This is a genomic window from Streptomyces sp. NPDC015346, from assembly GCF_043078785.1.
In the GTDB taxonomy this organism is placed as follows: domain Bacteria; phylum Actinomycetota; class Actinomycetes; order Streptomycetales; family Streptomycetaceae; genus Streptomyces.
Map to the genome: position 1 here is coordinate 15,583 of NZ_JBIBTW010000001.1, position 15,488 is coordinate 31,070.

Here is a 15,488-nt window from a genome sequence, read left to right on the forward strand (position 1 = left end):
CTCAGTGTCCGTCTTCAACAAGCTCATGCGTGCAGGCGAAGGCAAGATCCTGCGCAAACTGCACCGCATCGCGGACCAGGTCAACTCCATCGAAGAGGACTTCGTCAACCTCTCCGACGCCGAGTTGCGGGCGCTCACCGAGGAGTACAAGCAGCGGTACGCCGACGGTGAGAGCCTCGACGACCTGCTCCCCGAAGCCTTCGCGACCGTCCGCGAGGCCGCCAAGCGCGTCCTCGGCCAGCGCCACTACGACGTCCAGCTGATGGGCGGCGCCGCCCTGCACCTCGGCTATGTCGCCGAGATGAAGACCGGTGAGGGCAAGACCCTCGTCGGCACGCTGCCCGCGTATCTGAACGCGCTCTCCGGCAAGGGCGTGCACCTGATCACGGTGAACGACTACCTCGCCGAACGCGACTCCGAGATGATGGGCCGGGTCCACAAGTTCCTGGGCCTGTCCGTCGGCTGCATCCTGGCGAACATGACTCCGGCCCAGCGCCGTGAGCAGTACGCCTGCGACATCACGTACGGAACGAACAACGAGTTCGGTTTTGACTACCTGCGCGACAACATGGCGTGGTCCAAGGACGAGCTCGTCCAGCGTGGCCACAACTTCGCCTGTGTCGACGAGGTCGACTCCATCCTCGTCGACGAGGCCCGTACGCCGCTGATCATCTCCGGCCCGGCCGACCAGGCCACGAAGTGGTACGGCGACTTCGCCAAGCTGGTGACCCGCCTGACCAGGGGCGAGGCGGGCAACACGCTCAAGGGCATCGAGGAGACCGGCGACTACGAGGTCGACGAGAAGAAGCGGACCGTCGGCATCCACGAGTCCGGCGTCGCCAAGGTCGAGGACTGGCTGGGCATCGACAACCTGTACGAGTCGGTGAACACCCCGCTCGTCGGTTACCTGAACAACGCCATCAAGGCCAAGGAACTCTTCAAGAAGGACAAGGACTACGTCGTCATCGACGGCGAAGTCATGATCGTCGACGAGCACACCGGCCGTATCCTCGCCGGCCGCCGCTACAACGAGGGCATGCACCAGGCGATCGAGGCGAAGGAAGGGGTGGACATCAAGGACGAGAACCAGACCCTCGCCACGATCACCCTGCAGAACTTCTTCCGCCTCTACGACAAGCTGTCCGGAATGACCGGTACGGCCATGACCGAGGCCGCCGAGTTCCACCAGATCTACAAGCTCGGTGTCGTCCCGATCCCGACGAACAAGCCGATGGTCCGCAAGGACCAGTCGGACCTGATCTACCGCACCGAGGTCGCCAAGTTCGCGGCCGTCGTCGACGACATCGCGGAGAAGCACGAGAAGGGCCAGCCGATCCTCGTCGGCACGACGTCGGTCGAGAAGTCCGAGTACCTCTCGCAGCAGCTCTCCAAGCGCGGCATCCAGCACGAGGTGCTCAACGCCAAGCAGCACGACCGTGAGGCGACGATCGTCGCCCAGGCCGGCCGCAAGGGCGCCGTCACCGTCGCGACGAACATGGCCGGCCGTGGCACCGACATCAAGCTCGGCGGCAACCCGGACGACCTCGCCGAGGCCGAGCTGCGCCAGATGGGCCTGGACCCGGTGGAGCACGTCGAGGAGTGGGCCGCGGCCCTCCCCGCCGCCCTGGAGCGTGCCGAGAAGGCCGTCAAGGCGGAGTTCGAAGAGGTCAAGTCGCTCGGCGGGCTCTACGTGCTGGGCACCGAGCGCCACGAGTCGCGCCGTATCGACAACCAGCTGCGCGGCCGTTCCGGCCGTCAGGGAGACCCGGGCGAGTCCCGCTTCTACCTCTCGCTCGGTGACGACCTGATGCGCCTGTTCAAGGCCCAGATGGTCGAGCGCGTCATGGCGATGGCCAACGTGCCGGACGACGTGCCGATCGAGAACAAGATGGTCACGCGCGCCATCGCCTCCGCGCAGTCCCAGGTCGAGACCCAGAACTTCGAGACGCGTAAGAACGTCCTGAAGTACGACGAGGTCCTCAACCGTCAGCGCGAGGTCATCTACGGCGAGCGCCGCCGCGTCCTGGAGGGCGAGGACCTGCACGAGCAGATCCGCCACTTCATGGACGACACGATCGACGACTACATCCGCCAGGAGACCGCCGAGGGCTTCGCGGAGGAGTGGGACCTCGACCGTCTGTGGACCGCGTTCAAGCAGCTCTACCCGGTGAAGGTCACCGTGGAGGAGCTTGAGGAGGCGGCCGGAGACCGTGCGGGCATCACCGCCGAGTTCATCGCCGAGTCCGTCAAGAACGACATCCACGAGCAGTACGAGGCCCGGGAGAAGTCGCTCGGCTCGGACATCATGCGTGAGCTCGAGCGCCGGGTCGTCCTCTCCGTGCTCGACCGCAAGTGGCGCGAGCACCTCTACGAGATGGACTACCTCCAGGAGGGCATCGGCCTGCGCGCGATGGCCCAGAAGGACCCGCTGGTCGAGTACCAGCGCGAGGGCTTCGACATGTTCACCGCCATGATGGAGGGCATCAAGGAGGAGTCCGTCGGCTACCTGTTCAACCTGGAGGTCCAGGTCGAGCAGCAGGTCGAGGAGGTCCCGGTGCAGGACGCGGCTCCCTCGCTCCGCAAGGAGGACGCGGTCCCGGCCGGGCGTCCGGAGATCCGCGCCAAGGGGCTCGAGGCCCCGCAGCGGCCCGACCGCCTCCACTTCACCGCTCCCAAGGTGGACGGTGAGGGCAGCATCGTCGAGGGCGACTTCGTCAGCGACGACGCCGCCGGTGACGGGCTGACGCGCGCGGAGCGCCGCAAGGCGCAGAAGAGCAGCGGCGGCGGGCGGCGCCGCAAGAAGTAAGGCGCCACGAGGCGTAGGACGCCGGAAGGCATAGGACGCCACGAGGCGTAGGGCGCCGTGAGGCGTAGGGCGCCGTGAGGCGTAGGGCGGAGGGGCCGGGCACCTGGTGAGGTGGCCGGCCCCTCCGTCATGTCCGGCCCGTGGGACGGCCCTGGGCGGGCACGCGCGCGTGGAGGCCGTCCAGCTCGATCGCGGCGCAGCGCCACCGGCGGTCGGCTCCCCGCTCCAGGCGGAACGCCATGGCCCTGACCCTGCCTCCGCCGATGGCGATGACCGCGTAGGCCTCGACGGCGCCCGGGCGGGGCTGGACGGCGCAGCGGCGGATCACGGGGCGGGTGCCGTGAGCCTGGGCCCTGAGCGGGCTCTGCGGGGCGAGCTGGACGAGCTGTTCGTACGCCTCTCCGACCGTCTGCCCGAGCATCCAATGGACGGGCCGCTCGCCGCTCAGGACGGCGAGCAGCCGCTCGGCGAACATCGCGTGCGGCGGAACGACCCGGGGCGCCGTACGGGCGGGTGACGGGCCCGCGGGGCGGATGCCTGCCGCACCGCGCGGGCCCGTTCCGGCGGGGCCGCGGGGCGCGGTGCGGGGCCGTGGGGTCCGGGGGCGGGTGCCGGCCGCGGGAGTCGCGCCGGCGGTCGCGGTCGTCGTGCTGGTGGTGATGGTGTCCATCCCTGTCCCCGTCCCTGGCGCCCGGCGGTCTACCGGGCGGTAACTTCTGTTGGGGATCTTGTACGGGGGCGCTGACCGGCCTCGCAAGAGGCTCGGAGCCTCCGGGTGGCCGTCCGGAAGGTTCACCTATCAGAGTGAGTGCGCGCTCCTCGCGGCCTGACGCCACGGCACCCGGGCATGCGTCCGGTGGACCGGCGGGAGGGCGGCCTGGAGACCCCGAAGGGGGACTCCGCACGTATCCTGAGGGCGTTTCCGACTACGAAAGCGGCCAGCCATGCGCGTGTACGTCCCCCTGACCCTCTCCGGTCTCGCACAGGCGCACAAGGCGGGCGAGCTGGGCCCCGGCCCGCTGACCGCCTACGCCGTCACCCCCGCCCTGCGCGAGTGGTACGTCTCCGACGACATCGAGGAGCTCGAGTACGCGGCGCTCAGCAGGGCCGCCGCCGCCTCGCTGCGACTGATCGCCGGCGACCCCTCGGCCGCGCGGCGCCGGGTCGTCGTCGCCCTCGACGTGGCGGACAAGGAGGCGACGGTCGACCCCGACCGGGGCCTGGACGCGAGCTCGCTGGGCGAGGTCCGGATCGCCGGTCCCGTACCGCTGACGAAGGCGGCGGCCGTGCACGCCGACGCGGACGACGCGGAGGCGGACGTCGCCGCCGCGGCGGCCGCGCTGGGGGCGGCGGACCAGGGCGACGACGACGCGCAGTTCACGGTGGACGGGGCGGAGGACCACGAGCTGCTGTGGTTCGGGGTGCAGGAGATCCCGGAGCTGCTGGCCTGAGGAGCGGCCGGCCGAGGACCGGCCGGCCGAGGCCGGTTGCCGGAGCGGGCCGGTACCGTCTTCGCATGGGGAAGCGCGGGAAGAACGGCAAGCACGGCAAGCATCTGGTCTGGGACTGGAACGGCACACTCCTCGACGACATCGAGGCCGTCATCGGCGCGACGAACGCGGCCTTCGCCGAACTGGGCCTGGAGCCGATCACGCTCGCGCGCTACCGCGAGCTCTACATGGTGCCCGTGCCGAAGTTCTACGAGCGGCTCATGGGGCGGTTGCCCACGGACGCCGAGTGGACGCTGATGGACGGCGTCTTCCACAAGCACTACTGGCAGCGGGCGGAGACCTGCGTGCTCACGGCGGGGGCGGCGGAGCTCCTGGCCGCGCGCCAGGAGTCCGGACTGACGCAGTCGCTGCTCTCGCTGGCCCCGCACACGGACCTGATACCGCTGGTGCGGCGGCACGGGATCGAGGAGCGGTTCGTCCGCGTGGACGGGCGGGTGGGGTCCTCGACGGCGGGGAAGTCGGCGCACATGGTGCGTCACCTGGCCGCCCTGGAAGGTGTCGACCCCTCGCGGATCGTGGTGATCGGGGACGCGGCCGACGACGCCGTGGCGGCGGCGCACGTCGGTGCGCGGGCGGTGCTCTACACCGGGGGGTCGCACAGTCGGGCGTCGCTCGAGAGGGCGGGCGTGCCGGTGGTCGACTCGCTCGCGGAGGCGGTCGAGGTGGCGGAGGAGCTGGTCTGAGGGGTGGCGCGGCCCGCAACGCCCGGCCCCGCTCGACGTCGGGCGGCCGGCTCGACGGCACGGCCGGGGAGTGGTGGCGCGTTTCGTCAAGTCTCACGTTCTGCCAAGAACCGAGCCGCGCATGTCCATAGCGTCAAAGTTCCGCGCTCGCTTTTGTACACAAGCGGCCCATGACGACCCGTAGGGCGAGAGCGATAGGCTCGCCATGTGCTGACGGTCGGTCATGCGCCTCAACGGGCGTACGCCCATGGGGCGTTGATCAGAAACGGCCGACGATGGCGCGTCCGATGAACCCCGGACGTGGCGAAGGGAGACCCGGGCGAGGCCCTTGCTTGGCGGCTGGCCCCGTTCTTTCCCGGATCTCCCTATCGCGCCGACGGGGTCCCCTGTTGCGAGGAGAGTGGTTCCCTTGGCGTCTCTCGACGGTATCTCAGACAAGCCCGAGGGTGGCAGCCGTGCTTTGCCCTGGTTCACGGCCTGCGTGGGTCTGCTGGCTGTGGTCGCGGCGGTCGTCCTGGCGTTGAGCGGTCACGGGGAGGTGGCCGTGGCCGTCGGTGCGGTCGGTGTGGCCGTCGCCGGTACGGGCGGGCTGCGGGTGACCGTGAACGTCCGGCGGTGAGTGAGAGGCGCGGGCGGAGCTGGCCGCGGGTCGGCGCCCGCCCGCGCCGTCCGGTCCCGCCCGGCGCCCGCCTCAGGCCTGGCCGCGGAGGCCCCTCAGGCCTTGCCGCAGACGCCCTTCAGGCCCTGCCGCGAAGGACCTTCAGGAATTCGCGCATCCATGCGGGGTGGTCGGGCCAGGCGCGGGAGGAGACGAGGAGGCCGTCGATGACGGCCTCGGTGTCCTGGAAGCTCGCGCCCGCCGCCTGCATGTCGATCTCGAGCGCGGGGTACGCCGTGACCCTGCGGCCCTCCAGGCCGCCGATCGCCGCCGTCAGGAGCGGGCCGTGGCAGATCTGCGCCACCGGCTTGTCCGCGTCGAAGAACGACTTGAGGATCTTGCGGAGCTCCGGGTCGTTGCGGAGGTACTCCGGGGCCCGGCCGCCCGGGATCACCACGGCCACGTAGTCGCCCGGATCGACCTCCGAGAAGGCCAGGTCGGCGGGCCAGGTGTACCCCGGCTTCTCCGTGTACGTGTCGTAGCCCGGCTCGAAGTCGTGGACCACGAACCGCAGCCGCTTGCGCGCGGGGGCCGCGATGTCGACCTCGTAACCCTCCTCCAGCAGGCGCTGGTAGGGGTAGAGGACCTCCAGCGACTCCGCCGCGTCCCCGGTCACGATCAAGATCTTCGCCATCACGACTCCCAGATCCGGTGGTGGTGCCCCACGCGAAGAGGTGCTGCTGCCACACTCCTCGCGTCGTCGTGCTTTGCCAAGAGGACATGTGTCGCTGTCCATAACGTCAAACTTCCACCCCCTCTTTTGTACACATACGGCTCATGACGGCGTGGGGGGCGAGAGCGATAGGCTTTTCCCGTGATCAGCGCGATACGCCGTGGGGGCAGCGAAGCCCCCGGCCTCCGCCCGGACCGTGTCAGCGGCCGGGCCGACGGGGCGTTCGCTGATCCTCTCCGTCCGGACGTGCCACTCAGAGTGGCCGGATTCGACCTGGACATCTCTCATCACGGCATAACGTCGACTTCGACCGGTACCACCGCGTCGTGGCGATGTGCCGTTTCTACCGACGTCACGCAACGGCGCGCGACAGGAGCCAGAGGACATGCAGACCAAGCTGGACGAAGCCAAGGCCGAGCTGCTCGACAGGGCCGCCCGGGTAGCTGAGAACAGCCCGGTCGGGGGGCGACTTCCGACGGGGCCTGAGCACGGGGAGAGGCCCGACCGGGACACCCTGCTCGACTACCTCCAGCGCTACTACCTGCACACCGCGCCCGAGGACCTCGCCGACCGCGACCCGGTGGACGTCTTCGGCGCCGCCCTCTCGCACTACCGGCTCGCGGAGAACCGCCCCCAGGGCACCGCGAACGTCCGCGTGCACACCCCGACGGTCGAGGAGAACGGCTGGACCTGCAGCCACTCCGTCGTCGAGGTCGTCACCGACGACATGCCGTTCCTCGTGGACTCCGTCACCAACGAGCTCTCCCGCCAGGGCCGCGGCATCCACGTCGTGATCCACCCGCAGATCCTCGTCCGCCGTGATGTCACCGGCAAGCTCATCGAGGTGCTCAGCTCCGAGTCCGCCGGGACGAAGGCCGAGCTGCCGCACGACGTCCTCACCGAGTCCTGGATCCACGTCGAGATCGACCGCGAGACCGACCGGGCCGACCTCAAGCAGATCACCACGGACCTGCTGCGCGTCCTGTCCGACGTCCGCGAGACGGTCGAGGACTGGGAGAAGATGCGCGAGGCCGCGCTGCGCATCGCCGAGAACCTGCCCGGCGAGCCGACCCCCGAGGACCTGCGCCCCACCGAGGTCGAAGAGGCCCGCGAGCTGCTGCGCTGGCTCGCCGCCGACCACTTCACCTTCCTCGGCTACCGGGAGTACGAGCTGGTCGACGGCGACGCGCTGGCCGCCGTCCCCGGCACCGGCCTCGGCATCCTGCGCTCCGACCCGCACCACAGCGGCGCGGACGACAACCACGCCCACCCCGTCTCGCCGTCCTTCAGCCGGCTGCCCGCCGACGCCCGCGCCAAGGCGCGCGAGCACAAGCTGCTGATCCTCACCAAGGCCAACAGCCGCGCGACCGTCCACCGCCCCTCGTACCTCGACTACGTGGGCGTGAAGAAGTTCGACGCCGAAGGAAACGTGGTCGGGGAGCGGCGCTTCCTGGGCCTGTTCTCCTCCGCCGCCTACACCGAGTCGGTCCGTCGGGTTCCGGTCGTCAGCCGCAAGGTCCAGGAGGTCCTGGACGGCGCCGGCTTCTCGCCGAACAGCCACGACGGCCGCGACCTGCTCCAGATCCTGGAGACGTACCCCCGCGACGAGCTCTTCCAGACCCCGCCCGACGAGCTGCGCGAGATCGTCACCAGCGTCCTCTACCTGCAGGAGCGCCGTCGGCTGCGGCTGTACCTGCGCCAGGAGGAGTACGGCCGGTTCTACTCGGCCCTCGTCTACCTGCCGCGCGACCGCTTCAACACCACCGTCCGCGAGCGGCTGACCGACATCCTCAAGGAGGAGCTCGGCGGCACCAGCGTCGACTTCACCCTCATGAGCACCGAGTCGGTGCTCACCCGGCTCCACTTCGTCGTGCGCGTCGCGCCCGGCACCGAGCTGACCCACCTGACCGACGCCGACAAGGAGCGCATCGAGGCCCGTCTCGTCGAGGCGGCCCGCTCCTGGGCCGACGGTTTCGCCGAGGCCCTCAACGCCGAGTGCGGCGAGGAGCGCGCCGCCGAGCTGCTGCGCCGCTACGGCAACGCCTTCCCCGAGGGCTACAAGGCCGACCACTCGCCGCGCGCAGCCGTGGCCGACCTGGTCCACCTGGAGCAGCTGAAGCGCACCGGCAGGGAATTCGCCCTCTCGCTGTACGAGCCGGTCGGCACCGGCCCCTCCGAGCGCCGCTTCAAGATCTACAAGGGCGGTGAGCAGGTCTCCCTCTCCGCCGTCCTGCCGGTCCTCAACCGGCTCGGCGTCGAGGTCATCGACGAGCGCCCCTACGAGCTGCGCTGCGCCGACCGCACGAACGCGTGGATCTACGACTTCGGTCTGCGGATGCCCGCCTCGACCGGCAACGGCGGCGACTACCTCGGCGACGATGCCCGCGAGCGGTTCCAGGAGGCGTTCGCCGCCACCTGGACAGGCGAGGCCGAGAACGACGGCTTCAACGCGCTGGTCCTGTCCGCCGGGCTGAACTGGCGTGAGGCGATGGTGCTGCGCGCCTACGCGAAGTACCTGCGCCAGGCCGGTTCGACGTTCAGCCAGGACTACATGGAGGACACCCTCCGTAACAACGTCCACACCACCCGGCTCCTCGTCTCGCTCTTCGAGGCGCGGATGGCGCCGGAGCGCCAGCGCGCCGGCACCGAGCTGATCGACGGGCTCCTGGAGGAGCTGGACGGCGCCCTGGACCAGGTCGCCTCCCTCGACGAGGACCGGATCCTCCGCTCCTTCCTCACCGTCATCAAGGCGACCCTGCGGACCAACTTCTTCCAGAAGTCTGAGGACGGCAGGTCGCACGCGTACGTGTCGATGAAGTTCGACCCGCAGGCCATCCCGGACCTCCCCGCGCCCCGCCCGGCGTTCGAGATCTGGGTCTACTCGCCGCGCGTCGAGGGCGTCCACCTGCGCTTCGGCAAGGTCGCCCGAGGCGGCCTGCGCTGGTCCGACCGCCGTGAGGACTTCCGTACCGAGATCCTCGGCCTGGTCAAGGCGCAGATGGTGAAGAACACCGTCATCGTGCCGGTCGGCGCCAAGGGCGGCTTCGTCGCCAAGCAGCTCCCGGACCCGTCCGTGGACCGCGACGCCTGGCTGGCCGAGGGCATCGCCTCGTACAAGACGTTCATCTCGGCGCTCCTCGACATCACCGACAACCTGGTCGCGGGCGAGGTCGTGCCCCCGGTCGACGTGGTCCGTCACGACGAGGACGACACCTATCTCGTCGTCGCCGCCGACAAGGGCACCGCGACCTTCTCCGACATCGCCAACGGCGTGGCGGAGTCCTACGGCTTCTGGCTCGGCGACGCCTTCGCCTCCGGTGGCTCGGCCGGCTACGACCACAAGGGCATGGGCATCACCGCCCGCGGCGCCTGGGAGTCCGTCAAGCGGCACTTCCGCGAGCTGGGCCACGACACCCAGACCGAGGACTTCACCGTCGTCGGCGTCGGCGACATGTCCGGCGACGTCTTCGGCAACGGCATGCTGCTCTCCGAGCACATCAGGCTCGTGGCGGCATTCGACCACCGCCACATCTTCATCGACCCGAACCCGGACGCGGCCGTCTCCTACGCCGAGCGGCGCCGTCTCTTCGAGCTGCCCCGCAGCTCGTGGGCCGACTACAACACGGAGCTCCTCTCCGCGGGCGGCGGCATCCACCCCCGTACCGCCAAGTCGATCCCGGTCAACGCGCACATGCGCGCGGCCCTCGGCATCGAGGCCGGCATCACCAAGATGACTCCGGCCGAGCTGATGCAGGCGATCCTTCACTCGCCCGTCGACCTGCTGTGGAACGGCGGCATCGGTACGTACGTCAAGTCGTCCGTCGAGACGCACGCGGACGTCGGTGACAAGGCGAACGACGCCATCCGCGTCAACGGCGAGGACCTGCGGGTCAAGGTCGTCGGCGAGGGCGGCAACCTCGGTCTGACCCAGCTCGGCCGCATCGAGTTCGCCCGCAAGGGCGGGCCCGAGGGCGAGGGCGGCAAGGTCAACACCGACGCCATCGACAACAGCGCCGGTGTGGACACCTCCGACCACGAGGTCAACATCAAGATCCTGCTCAACGGGCTCGTCGTCGAGGGCGACATGACCGTCAAGCAGCGCAACAAGATCCTCGCCGAGATGACCGACGAGGTCGGCCGCCTCGTGCTGCGCAACAACTACGCGCAGAACGTGGCCCTGGCCAACGCCGTCGCCCAGTCGCCGTCCCTCCTCCACGCCCACCAGCGCTTCATGCGCCGACTGGGCCGGGACGGACACCTCGACCGCGCGCTGGAGTTCCTGCCCAACGACCGGCAGATCCGCGAGCTGCTCAACGCCGGCAAGGGCCTGAGCCAGCCGGAACTCGCCGTCCTCCTCGCGTACACCAAGATCACGGTGGCCGACGAGCTGATCGGCACCGGGCTGCCGGACGACCCGTACCTGCGCGAACTGCTCCACACGTACTTCCCGACGCTGCTGCGCGAGAGGTTCCCCGAGGCGATCGACACCCACCCGCTGCGCCGGGAGATCATCACCACGATCCTGGTCAACGACACCGTCAACAGCGGCGGCTCGACCTTCCTGCACCGCCTCCGCGAGGAGACGGGCGCGTCGATCGAGGAGATCGTCCGGGCGCAGACCGCCGCCCGCGCCATCTTCCGGCTCAGCGACGTCTGGGACGCCGTCGAGGCGCTCGACAACCAGGTTCCGGCCGAATTCCAGACCCGGATGCGGCTGCACTCGCGGCGCCTGGTCGAGCGCGGCACGCGCTGGCTGCTCGGCAACCGGCCGCAGCCGCTCGAGCTCGCCGAGACCGTCGACTTCTTCGGCGACCGCGTGGAGCAGGTCTGGGCCGAGCTGCCGCAGCTGCTGCGCGGCGCGGACCTGGAGTGGTACCAGCAGATCCTGGAGGAGCTGACGGCCGTCGGCGTCCCGGAGAAGCTCGCCCTGCGGGTCGCCGGCTTCTCCTCCGCCTTCCCGATCCTCGACATCGTCGCGATCGCGGACCGTACGGAGAAGGACCCGATGGCGGTCGCCGAGGTCTACTACGACCTGGCCGACCGGCTGCGGATCACGCAGCTCATGGACCGGATCATCGAGCTTCCGCGCGCCGACCGGTGGCAGTCGATGGCCCGCGCCTCCATCCGCGAGGACCTGTTCGCCGCCCACGCCGCTCTCACGGCGGACGTGCTCGCGGCGGGCGACGGGAGCGCGAGCCCGGAGCAGCGGTTCAAGGCGTGGGAGGAGAAGAACGCGGCGATCCTCGGCCGGGCGCGGACGACGCTGGAGGAGATCCAGAGCTCCGAGACGTTCGACCTGGCCAACCTGTCGGTGGCCATGCGGACCATGCGGCAGCTGCTGCGCACGCACAGCTAGCGGTACGTACGTGCCCTAGGGGACGACACGAGAAGACGAAGGGCCCCGCCGGGATCACCGGCGGGGCCCTTCGTCTTCTCGTGTCATTCCTCGACGGCCACGGACGAGGTCCACAGGCGCCGCGCGGCCAGCAGCGCGGCCGCGAGCAGCAGCGCGTTGCGGACCGCCATGACCCCCAGGCCCGGCAGGGTGCCGGCCAGCACGTCCTCGTAGAGGATCGGGTACGCCAGGGAGCTCAGCGCGGCCGCCGGCAGGAGCAGCACCGCCACCGGGCGCATCACGGTGCGCCGCGAGGTCAGGCAGACGGCGGCCAGACCGAGCAGCCAGATCATGTACTGGGGGCTGATCACCCGGCTGGTGACGGTGAGGAGCAGGACGGCGACGAGGGCCGCGTCCGCCGGGGTCGCCTCGGTCCAGGCGCGCGCCCGGATCCGCCACATCAGCAGCCACACGCAGGCGAGGACGGTCAGGAGCAGCGCGAGCCGGCCGATGCTGGAGACGTACGGGCCGACGTACTCGAAGGCGCCGTAGCGGTACTGCACCGTGCCCGGCCAGATGCCGGCCGCTCTGGCCAGGGCGAGGGCGGTGCCGCCCAGGGACTCGATCTGGATGCCCCGGCTGCCCTGCTGGCGCAGGAAGCCGAGCGAGTGCGAGAAGAAGAGCGCCAGGGTGGCGAGCAGGGCAGCGGCGGTGACGGCGGCGGAGCCCCAGGCGTCGCGGGTGCTACGGCCCCGGGGCGTGCCGAGGAGGGTGAGCGCCGGCCACACCTTGACCAGCGCGCCGAGCGCGGCGAGCGCCCCGCCGAGGCGGTGCCCGGCGGCCGAGCGGGACCGGAGCGCGAGCAGGGCGAGCACGGCGAGGGCGGTGGTCTGGACGTCGTACCGGGCCAGCGGGAGGTGCAGGAGCAGGGGCAGTCCGCAGACCCAGACCCAGGCGCCGTGCGTGACGCGGTCGCTGTCGGCGCGGGTGAGGGCGAGGGTGACGACGGCGTCCGCGAGGAGGGTGAGGGCGACGAACGCCTGGAAATACGTGAGCCAGGGCAGCGCCCCCGGGGACATGATCACCAGTCCGGCGCCTGGCGGGTACTGCCAGGTGACGTCGTTCACGGGGAAGGTGCCGTGGGCGAACTGCCGGTACCAGTGCTGGTAGAGGACGTACACCTCGCGGCCCACACCACCCACGCCCAGGGTGTCGCGGAGCAGGAGCAGCAGCATGCCGACGCGGGTGACGACCCAGACGCCGGCGAGGGAGAGGAGGGGGCCGTTCCCGACCGAGACGAAGGTGGCCGAGGTGAAGGTGTCCGAGTCGAAGGGGGACCCCGTGAGTGCCGGCGGAGCGGGGGTACAGGCGGCCCGCGCCGGACCCGCCTCGGCCGGCGCCGACGGGGGCTGGTCGCCGGGGTCGGGCGAGGGGGGCGGGGTGGGGTCTCGGTGCGTCGTCATCGAGCCGCACTCTATTCGGGTCTACGCCTGTATCTCCCCTTTTGTCCGTCCTTCCCGGTGAACGCTCCTCAGCCGCCCCTTCCCGGTGAACGCTCTTCAGCCGACCGTCCGGCCGGGCGGTCTTGGTCCGCCCCGCTACTTCACCGCGCCCGCCATCACCCCCGACACGAACTGTCGCTGGAAGGCGAAGAAGACCACCAGCGGGATCACCATCGACACGAACGCGCCCGGCGCGAGGACGTCGATGTTGTTGCCGAACTGGCGGACCTGCTGCTGGAGGGCCACGGTGATCGGGGGCGATTCGGAGTTCGCGAAGATCAGGGCGACCAGCATGTCGTTCCAGACCCAGAGGAACTGGAAGATGCCCAGGGAGGCGATCGCGGGGCCGCCCAGGGGCAGTACGACCTGGGTGAAGAGCCGTATCTCGCCCGCGCCGTCCAGCCGGGCCGCCTCCAGCAGTTCGCGGGGGATCTCCGCGAAGAAGTTGCGGAGCAGGAAGATCGCGAACGGCAGCCCGAAGGCGGTGTGGAAGAGGACGACCCCGAGCGTCGTCTCGAAGATGCCGATGGTGCCGAAGAGCTTCGACACCGGGACCAGCGCGACCTGCACCGGCACCACCAGGAGTCCCACGACCACCAGGAACCACCAGTCGCGGCCGGGGAAGTCCAGCCACGCGAAGGCGTATCCGGCGAGCGAGCCGAAGACGACGACCAGGAGGGCCGCCGGGACGGTGATCAGGACGGTGGAGACGAGGGAGCCGGTGATCGTGTCGTTCGCGAGGAGGGCGGAGTAGTTCTCGGTGGTCAGCTGCGCCGGGGCGCTGAAGACCTGCCACCAGCCGCTCTCGCTGATGTCGGACGGCCCGCGGAGGGAGGAGAGCAGCAGCCCGACCGTGGGCATCAGCCAGAAGAGGCCGACGAGGACGAGGAAGACCCGCATCCCACCGCCGGCGGCGCGGGCGGCGATCCGTGAGCCGAGGCGGCGTGTGCCTGTGCCTTCGCCTGCGGCTGGACCTCCGGTCGACGCTGTCATCGGCGGGCCTCCCTTCGCATACGGCGGATGTTGAAGGCCATCACCGGGAGTACGAGCAGCAGGAGGAGTACGGCGATGGCGGAGCCGACCCCGAGGTCCGCGTCCGTGCCGAAGGACGAGCGGTACAGCTGGAGCGCGAGCACGTTCGCGTCGTCCTGCGCCGAACCCGGCGCGATGATGAAGACCAGGTCGAAGACCTTCAGCACATTGATCACCAGCGTGACCAGGACGACGGCGAGCACCGGCGCGAGGAGCGGCACCGTGATCCGGCGGAAGACCTGCCACTCGTTCGCCCCGTCGACCCGGGCCGCCTCGAGCAGCTCACGCGGCACGCTCGCAAGCCCCGCCGCGATCAGCACCATCGCGAACCCGGCCCACATCCAGACGTAACTGCCGATGACGGCGGGCGTGACGAGCGACGGGCCGAGCCACTCCACGCCGTTGTACTGCTCCCGGAAGTTGCTCGCGGGCAGCCGCAGCCGAGTCCCGTCGGCGGACGCCGGGAGGCTGAAGGTGCCGTCGGCGGCCGCCGTCGTCGACGCGACCACGCTGCCGTCCTCCCGTACGGCCTCGATGCGCAGCCCCTTGAGGCCGCGCTCCTGAGCGTCGACGACGTTCGGCTTCCCGCCGCCGCCCTTGGTGAAGTCCAGCCAGGCGGCGCCGCTGATCCGGCCCTCCTCGGCGGCCGGCTTCCGCGCCGGCCGGGCGTCCCCCGGCATCTGCGCGGGCGCGACCCCGACCAGCGGGAGCAGCGCGGTCTCCCCCGCACGGACCGGTTCCTTGGTGACGTACGCGCCGCCGCCCGCCGCCTCGACGGGGTGGACGGGAAGCGGACGCGCCCTCGGGAAGACCGAGGACTCGGCGAACGTGTCATGGACGCCGACCCAGACCGCGTTCGCGACCCCCCGGTCCGGATCCTGCTCGTAGACGAGCCGGAAGATGATCCCGGCGGCGAGCATCGAGATCGCCATGGGCATGAACACGATCAGCTTGAACGCCGTACCCCAGCGCACCCGCTCGGTCAGGACCGCGAAGATCAGGCCGAGGGCGGTGGCGACGGTCGGGGCGAGGACCACCCAGATCGCGTTGTTCTTGACGGCGGTGAGGATGGTGTCGTCGGTGAAGAGCTCGATGTAGTTGTCGAGCCCGGCGAAGGAGTCGCCGGACTTGTCGAAGAACGAGCGGTGGACGGAGTACCCGATCGGGTAGACGACGAGCGCGCCGAGCAGCAGCAGGGCGGGGAGGAGGAACCCCACCGCCACTGACCTACGGGTGCCGGTGACGCTCTTGGACGCGGAGGGGCGCGGAGCCGAGGCCATGACGCCGG

Annotated in this window: 10 protein-coding genes; 5 read left to right on the forward strand and 5 right to left on the reverse strand. The window is 70.4% G+C overall.

Annotated features, from left to right (window positions below):
• Positions 1–4: 4 nt before the first annotated feature.
• Positions 5–2,806 (forward strand): preprotein translocase subunit SecA, encoded by a 2,802-nt coding sequence (gene secA / locus ACF06X_RS00080; RefSeq protein ID WP_392284886.1) that lies wholly within the window; start codon positions 5–7, stop codon positions 2,804–2,806.
• Positions 2,807–2,933: 127 nt separating this feature from the next.
• Here the strand turns inward: secA and ACF06X_RS00085 are convergent, their stop codons facing one another.
• A complete protein-coding gene (locus ACF06X_RS00085) occupies positions 2,934–3,476 on the reverse strand; it encodes an Rv3235 family protein (protein ID WP_392284887.1) in 543 nt (180 codons plus the stop codon).
• A gap of 274 nt (positions 3,477–3,750) precedes the next feature.
• Between ACF06X_RS00085 and ACF06X_RS00090 the strand changes: the two genes are divergently transcribed.
• From ACF06X_RS00090 to ACF06X_RS00100, 3 genes are all read left to right on the forward strand, one after another.
• Entirely contained in the window at positions 3,751–4,257 is a 507-nt protein-coding gene (locus ACF06X_RS00090) for a DUF6912 family protein (protein ID WP_392284888.1), read from the forward strand.
• Between the two features lie 65 nt (positions 4,258–4,322).
• A complete protein-coding gene (locus tag ACF06X_RS00095) occupies positions 4,323–5,000 on the forward strand; it encodes an HAD family hydrolase (RefSeq protein WP_392284889.1) in 678 nt (225 codons plus the stop codon).
• Between the two features lie 460 nt (positions 5,001–5,460).
• On the forward strand, positions 5,461–5,619 hold the full coding sequence (locus tag ACF06X_RS00100; protein ID WP_392284890.1) for a hypothetical protein: 159 nt from the start codon (positions 5,461–5,463) through the stop codon (positions 5,617–5,619).
• A 118-nt stretch (positions 5,620–5,737) separates the two neighbouring features.
• Here the strand turns inward: ACF06X_RS00100 and ACF06X_RS00105 are convergent, their stop codons facing one another.
• Entirely contained in the window at positions 5,738–6,295 is a 558-nt protein-coding gene (locus ACF06X_RS00105; protein ID WP_392284891.1) for a DJ-1/PfpI family protein, read from the reverse strand.
• A gap of 421 nt (positions 6,296–6,716) precedes the next feature.
• Here ACF06X_RS00105 and ACF06X_RS00110 point away from each other — a divergent pair, with 421 nt between their 5' ends.
• Positions 6,717–11,687, forward strand: a complete 4,971-nt coding sequence (locus tag ACF06X_RS00110) for an NAD-glutamate dehydrogenase (protein ID WP_392284892.1) — start codon at positions 6,717–6,719, stop codon at positions 11,685–11,687.
• 83 nt (positions 11,688–11,770) lie between these two features.
• Here the strand turns inward: ACF06X_RS00110 and ACF06X_RS00115 are convergent, their stop codons facing one another.
• The 3 genes from ACF06X_RS00115 to ACF06X_RS00125 form a co-directional block, all read right to left on the reverse strand.
• Positions 11,771–13,129: a glycosyltransferase 87 family protein gene (locus ACF06X_RS00115; RefSeq protein WP_392284893.1), complete on the reverse strand. Its 1,359-nt coding sequence runs from the start codon at positions 13,127–13,129 to the stop codon at positions 11,771–11,773.
• Positions 13,130–13,264: 135 nt separating this feature from the next.
• A complete protein-coding gene (locus tag ACF06X_RS00120; protein ID WP_392284894.1) occupies positions 13,265–14,161 on the reverse strand; it encodes a carbohydrate ABC transporter permease in 897 nt (298 codons plus the stop codon).
• The gene (locus ACF06X_RS00125; protein WP_392284895.1) at positions 14,158–15,480 is read right to left on the reverse strand and encodes a carbohydrate ABC transporter permease; all 1,323 of its coding nucleotides are present in this window, start codon (positions 15,478–15,480) and stop codon (positions 14,158–14,160) included. Before ACF06X_RS00125 ends, ACF06X_RS00120 begins: the two co-directional genes overlap by 4 nt.
• Positions 15,481–15,488: the final 8 nt, after the last annotated feature.

Excerpts from the sequence above, each read along its gene's own strand:
- ACF06X_RS00085 (WP_392284887.1), bottom strand. The coding sequence starts at position 3,476 with ATGGACACCATCACCACCAGCACGACGACCGCGACCGCCGGCGCGACT.
- ACF06X_RS00090 (WP_392284888.1), top strand. The coding sequence starts at position 3,751 with ATGCGCGTGTACGTCCCCCTGACCCTCTCCGGTCTCGCACAGGCGCAC.
- ACF06X_RS00095 (WP_392284889.1), top strand. The coding sequence starts at position 4,323 with ATGGGGAAGCGCGGGAAGAACGGCAAGCACGGCAAGCATCTGGTCTGG.
- ACF06X_RS00110 (WP_392284892.1), top strand. The coding sequence starts at position 6,717 with ATGCAGACCAAGCTGGACGAAGCCAAGGCCGAGCTGCTCGACAGGGCC.
- ACF06X_RS00115 (WP_392284893.1), bottom strand. The coding sequence starts at position 13,129 with ATGACGACGCACCGAGACCCCACCCCGCCCCCCTCGCCCGACCCCGGC.
- ACF06X_RS00120 (WP_392284894.1), bottom strand. The coding sequence starts at position 14,161 with ATGACAGCGTCGACCGGAGGTCCAGCCGCAGGCGAAGGCACAGGCACA.
- ACF06X_RS00125 (WP_392284895.1), bottom strand. The coding sequence starts at position 15,480 with ATGGCCTCGGCTCCGCGCCCCTCCGCGTCCAAGAGCGTCACCGGCACC.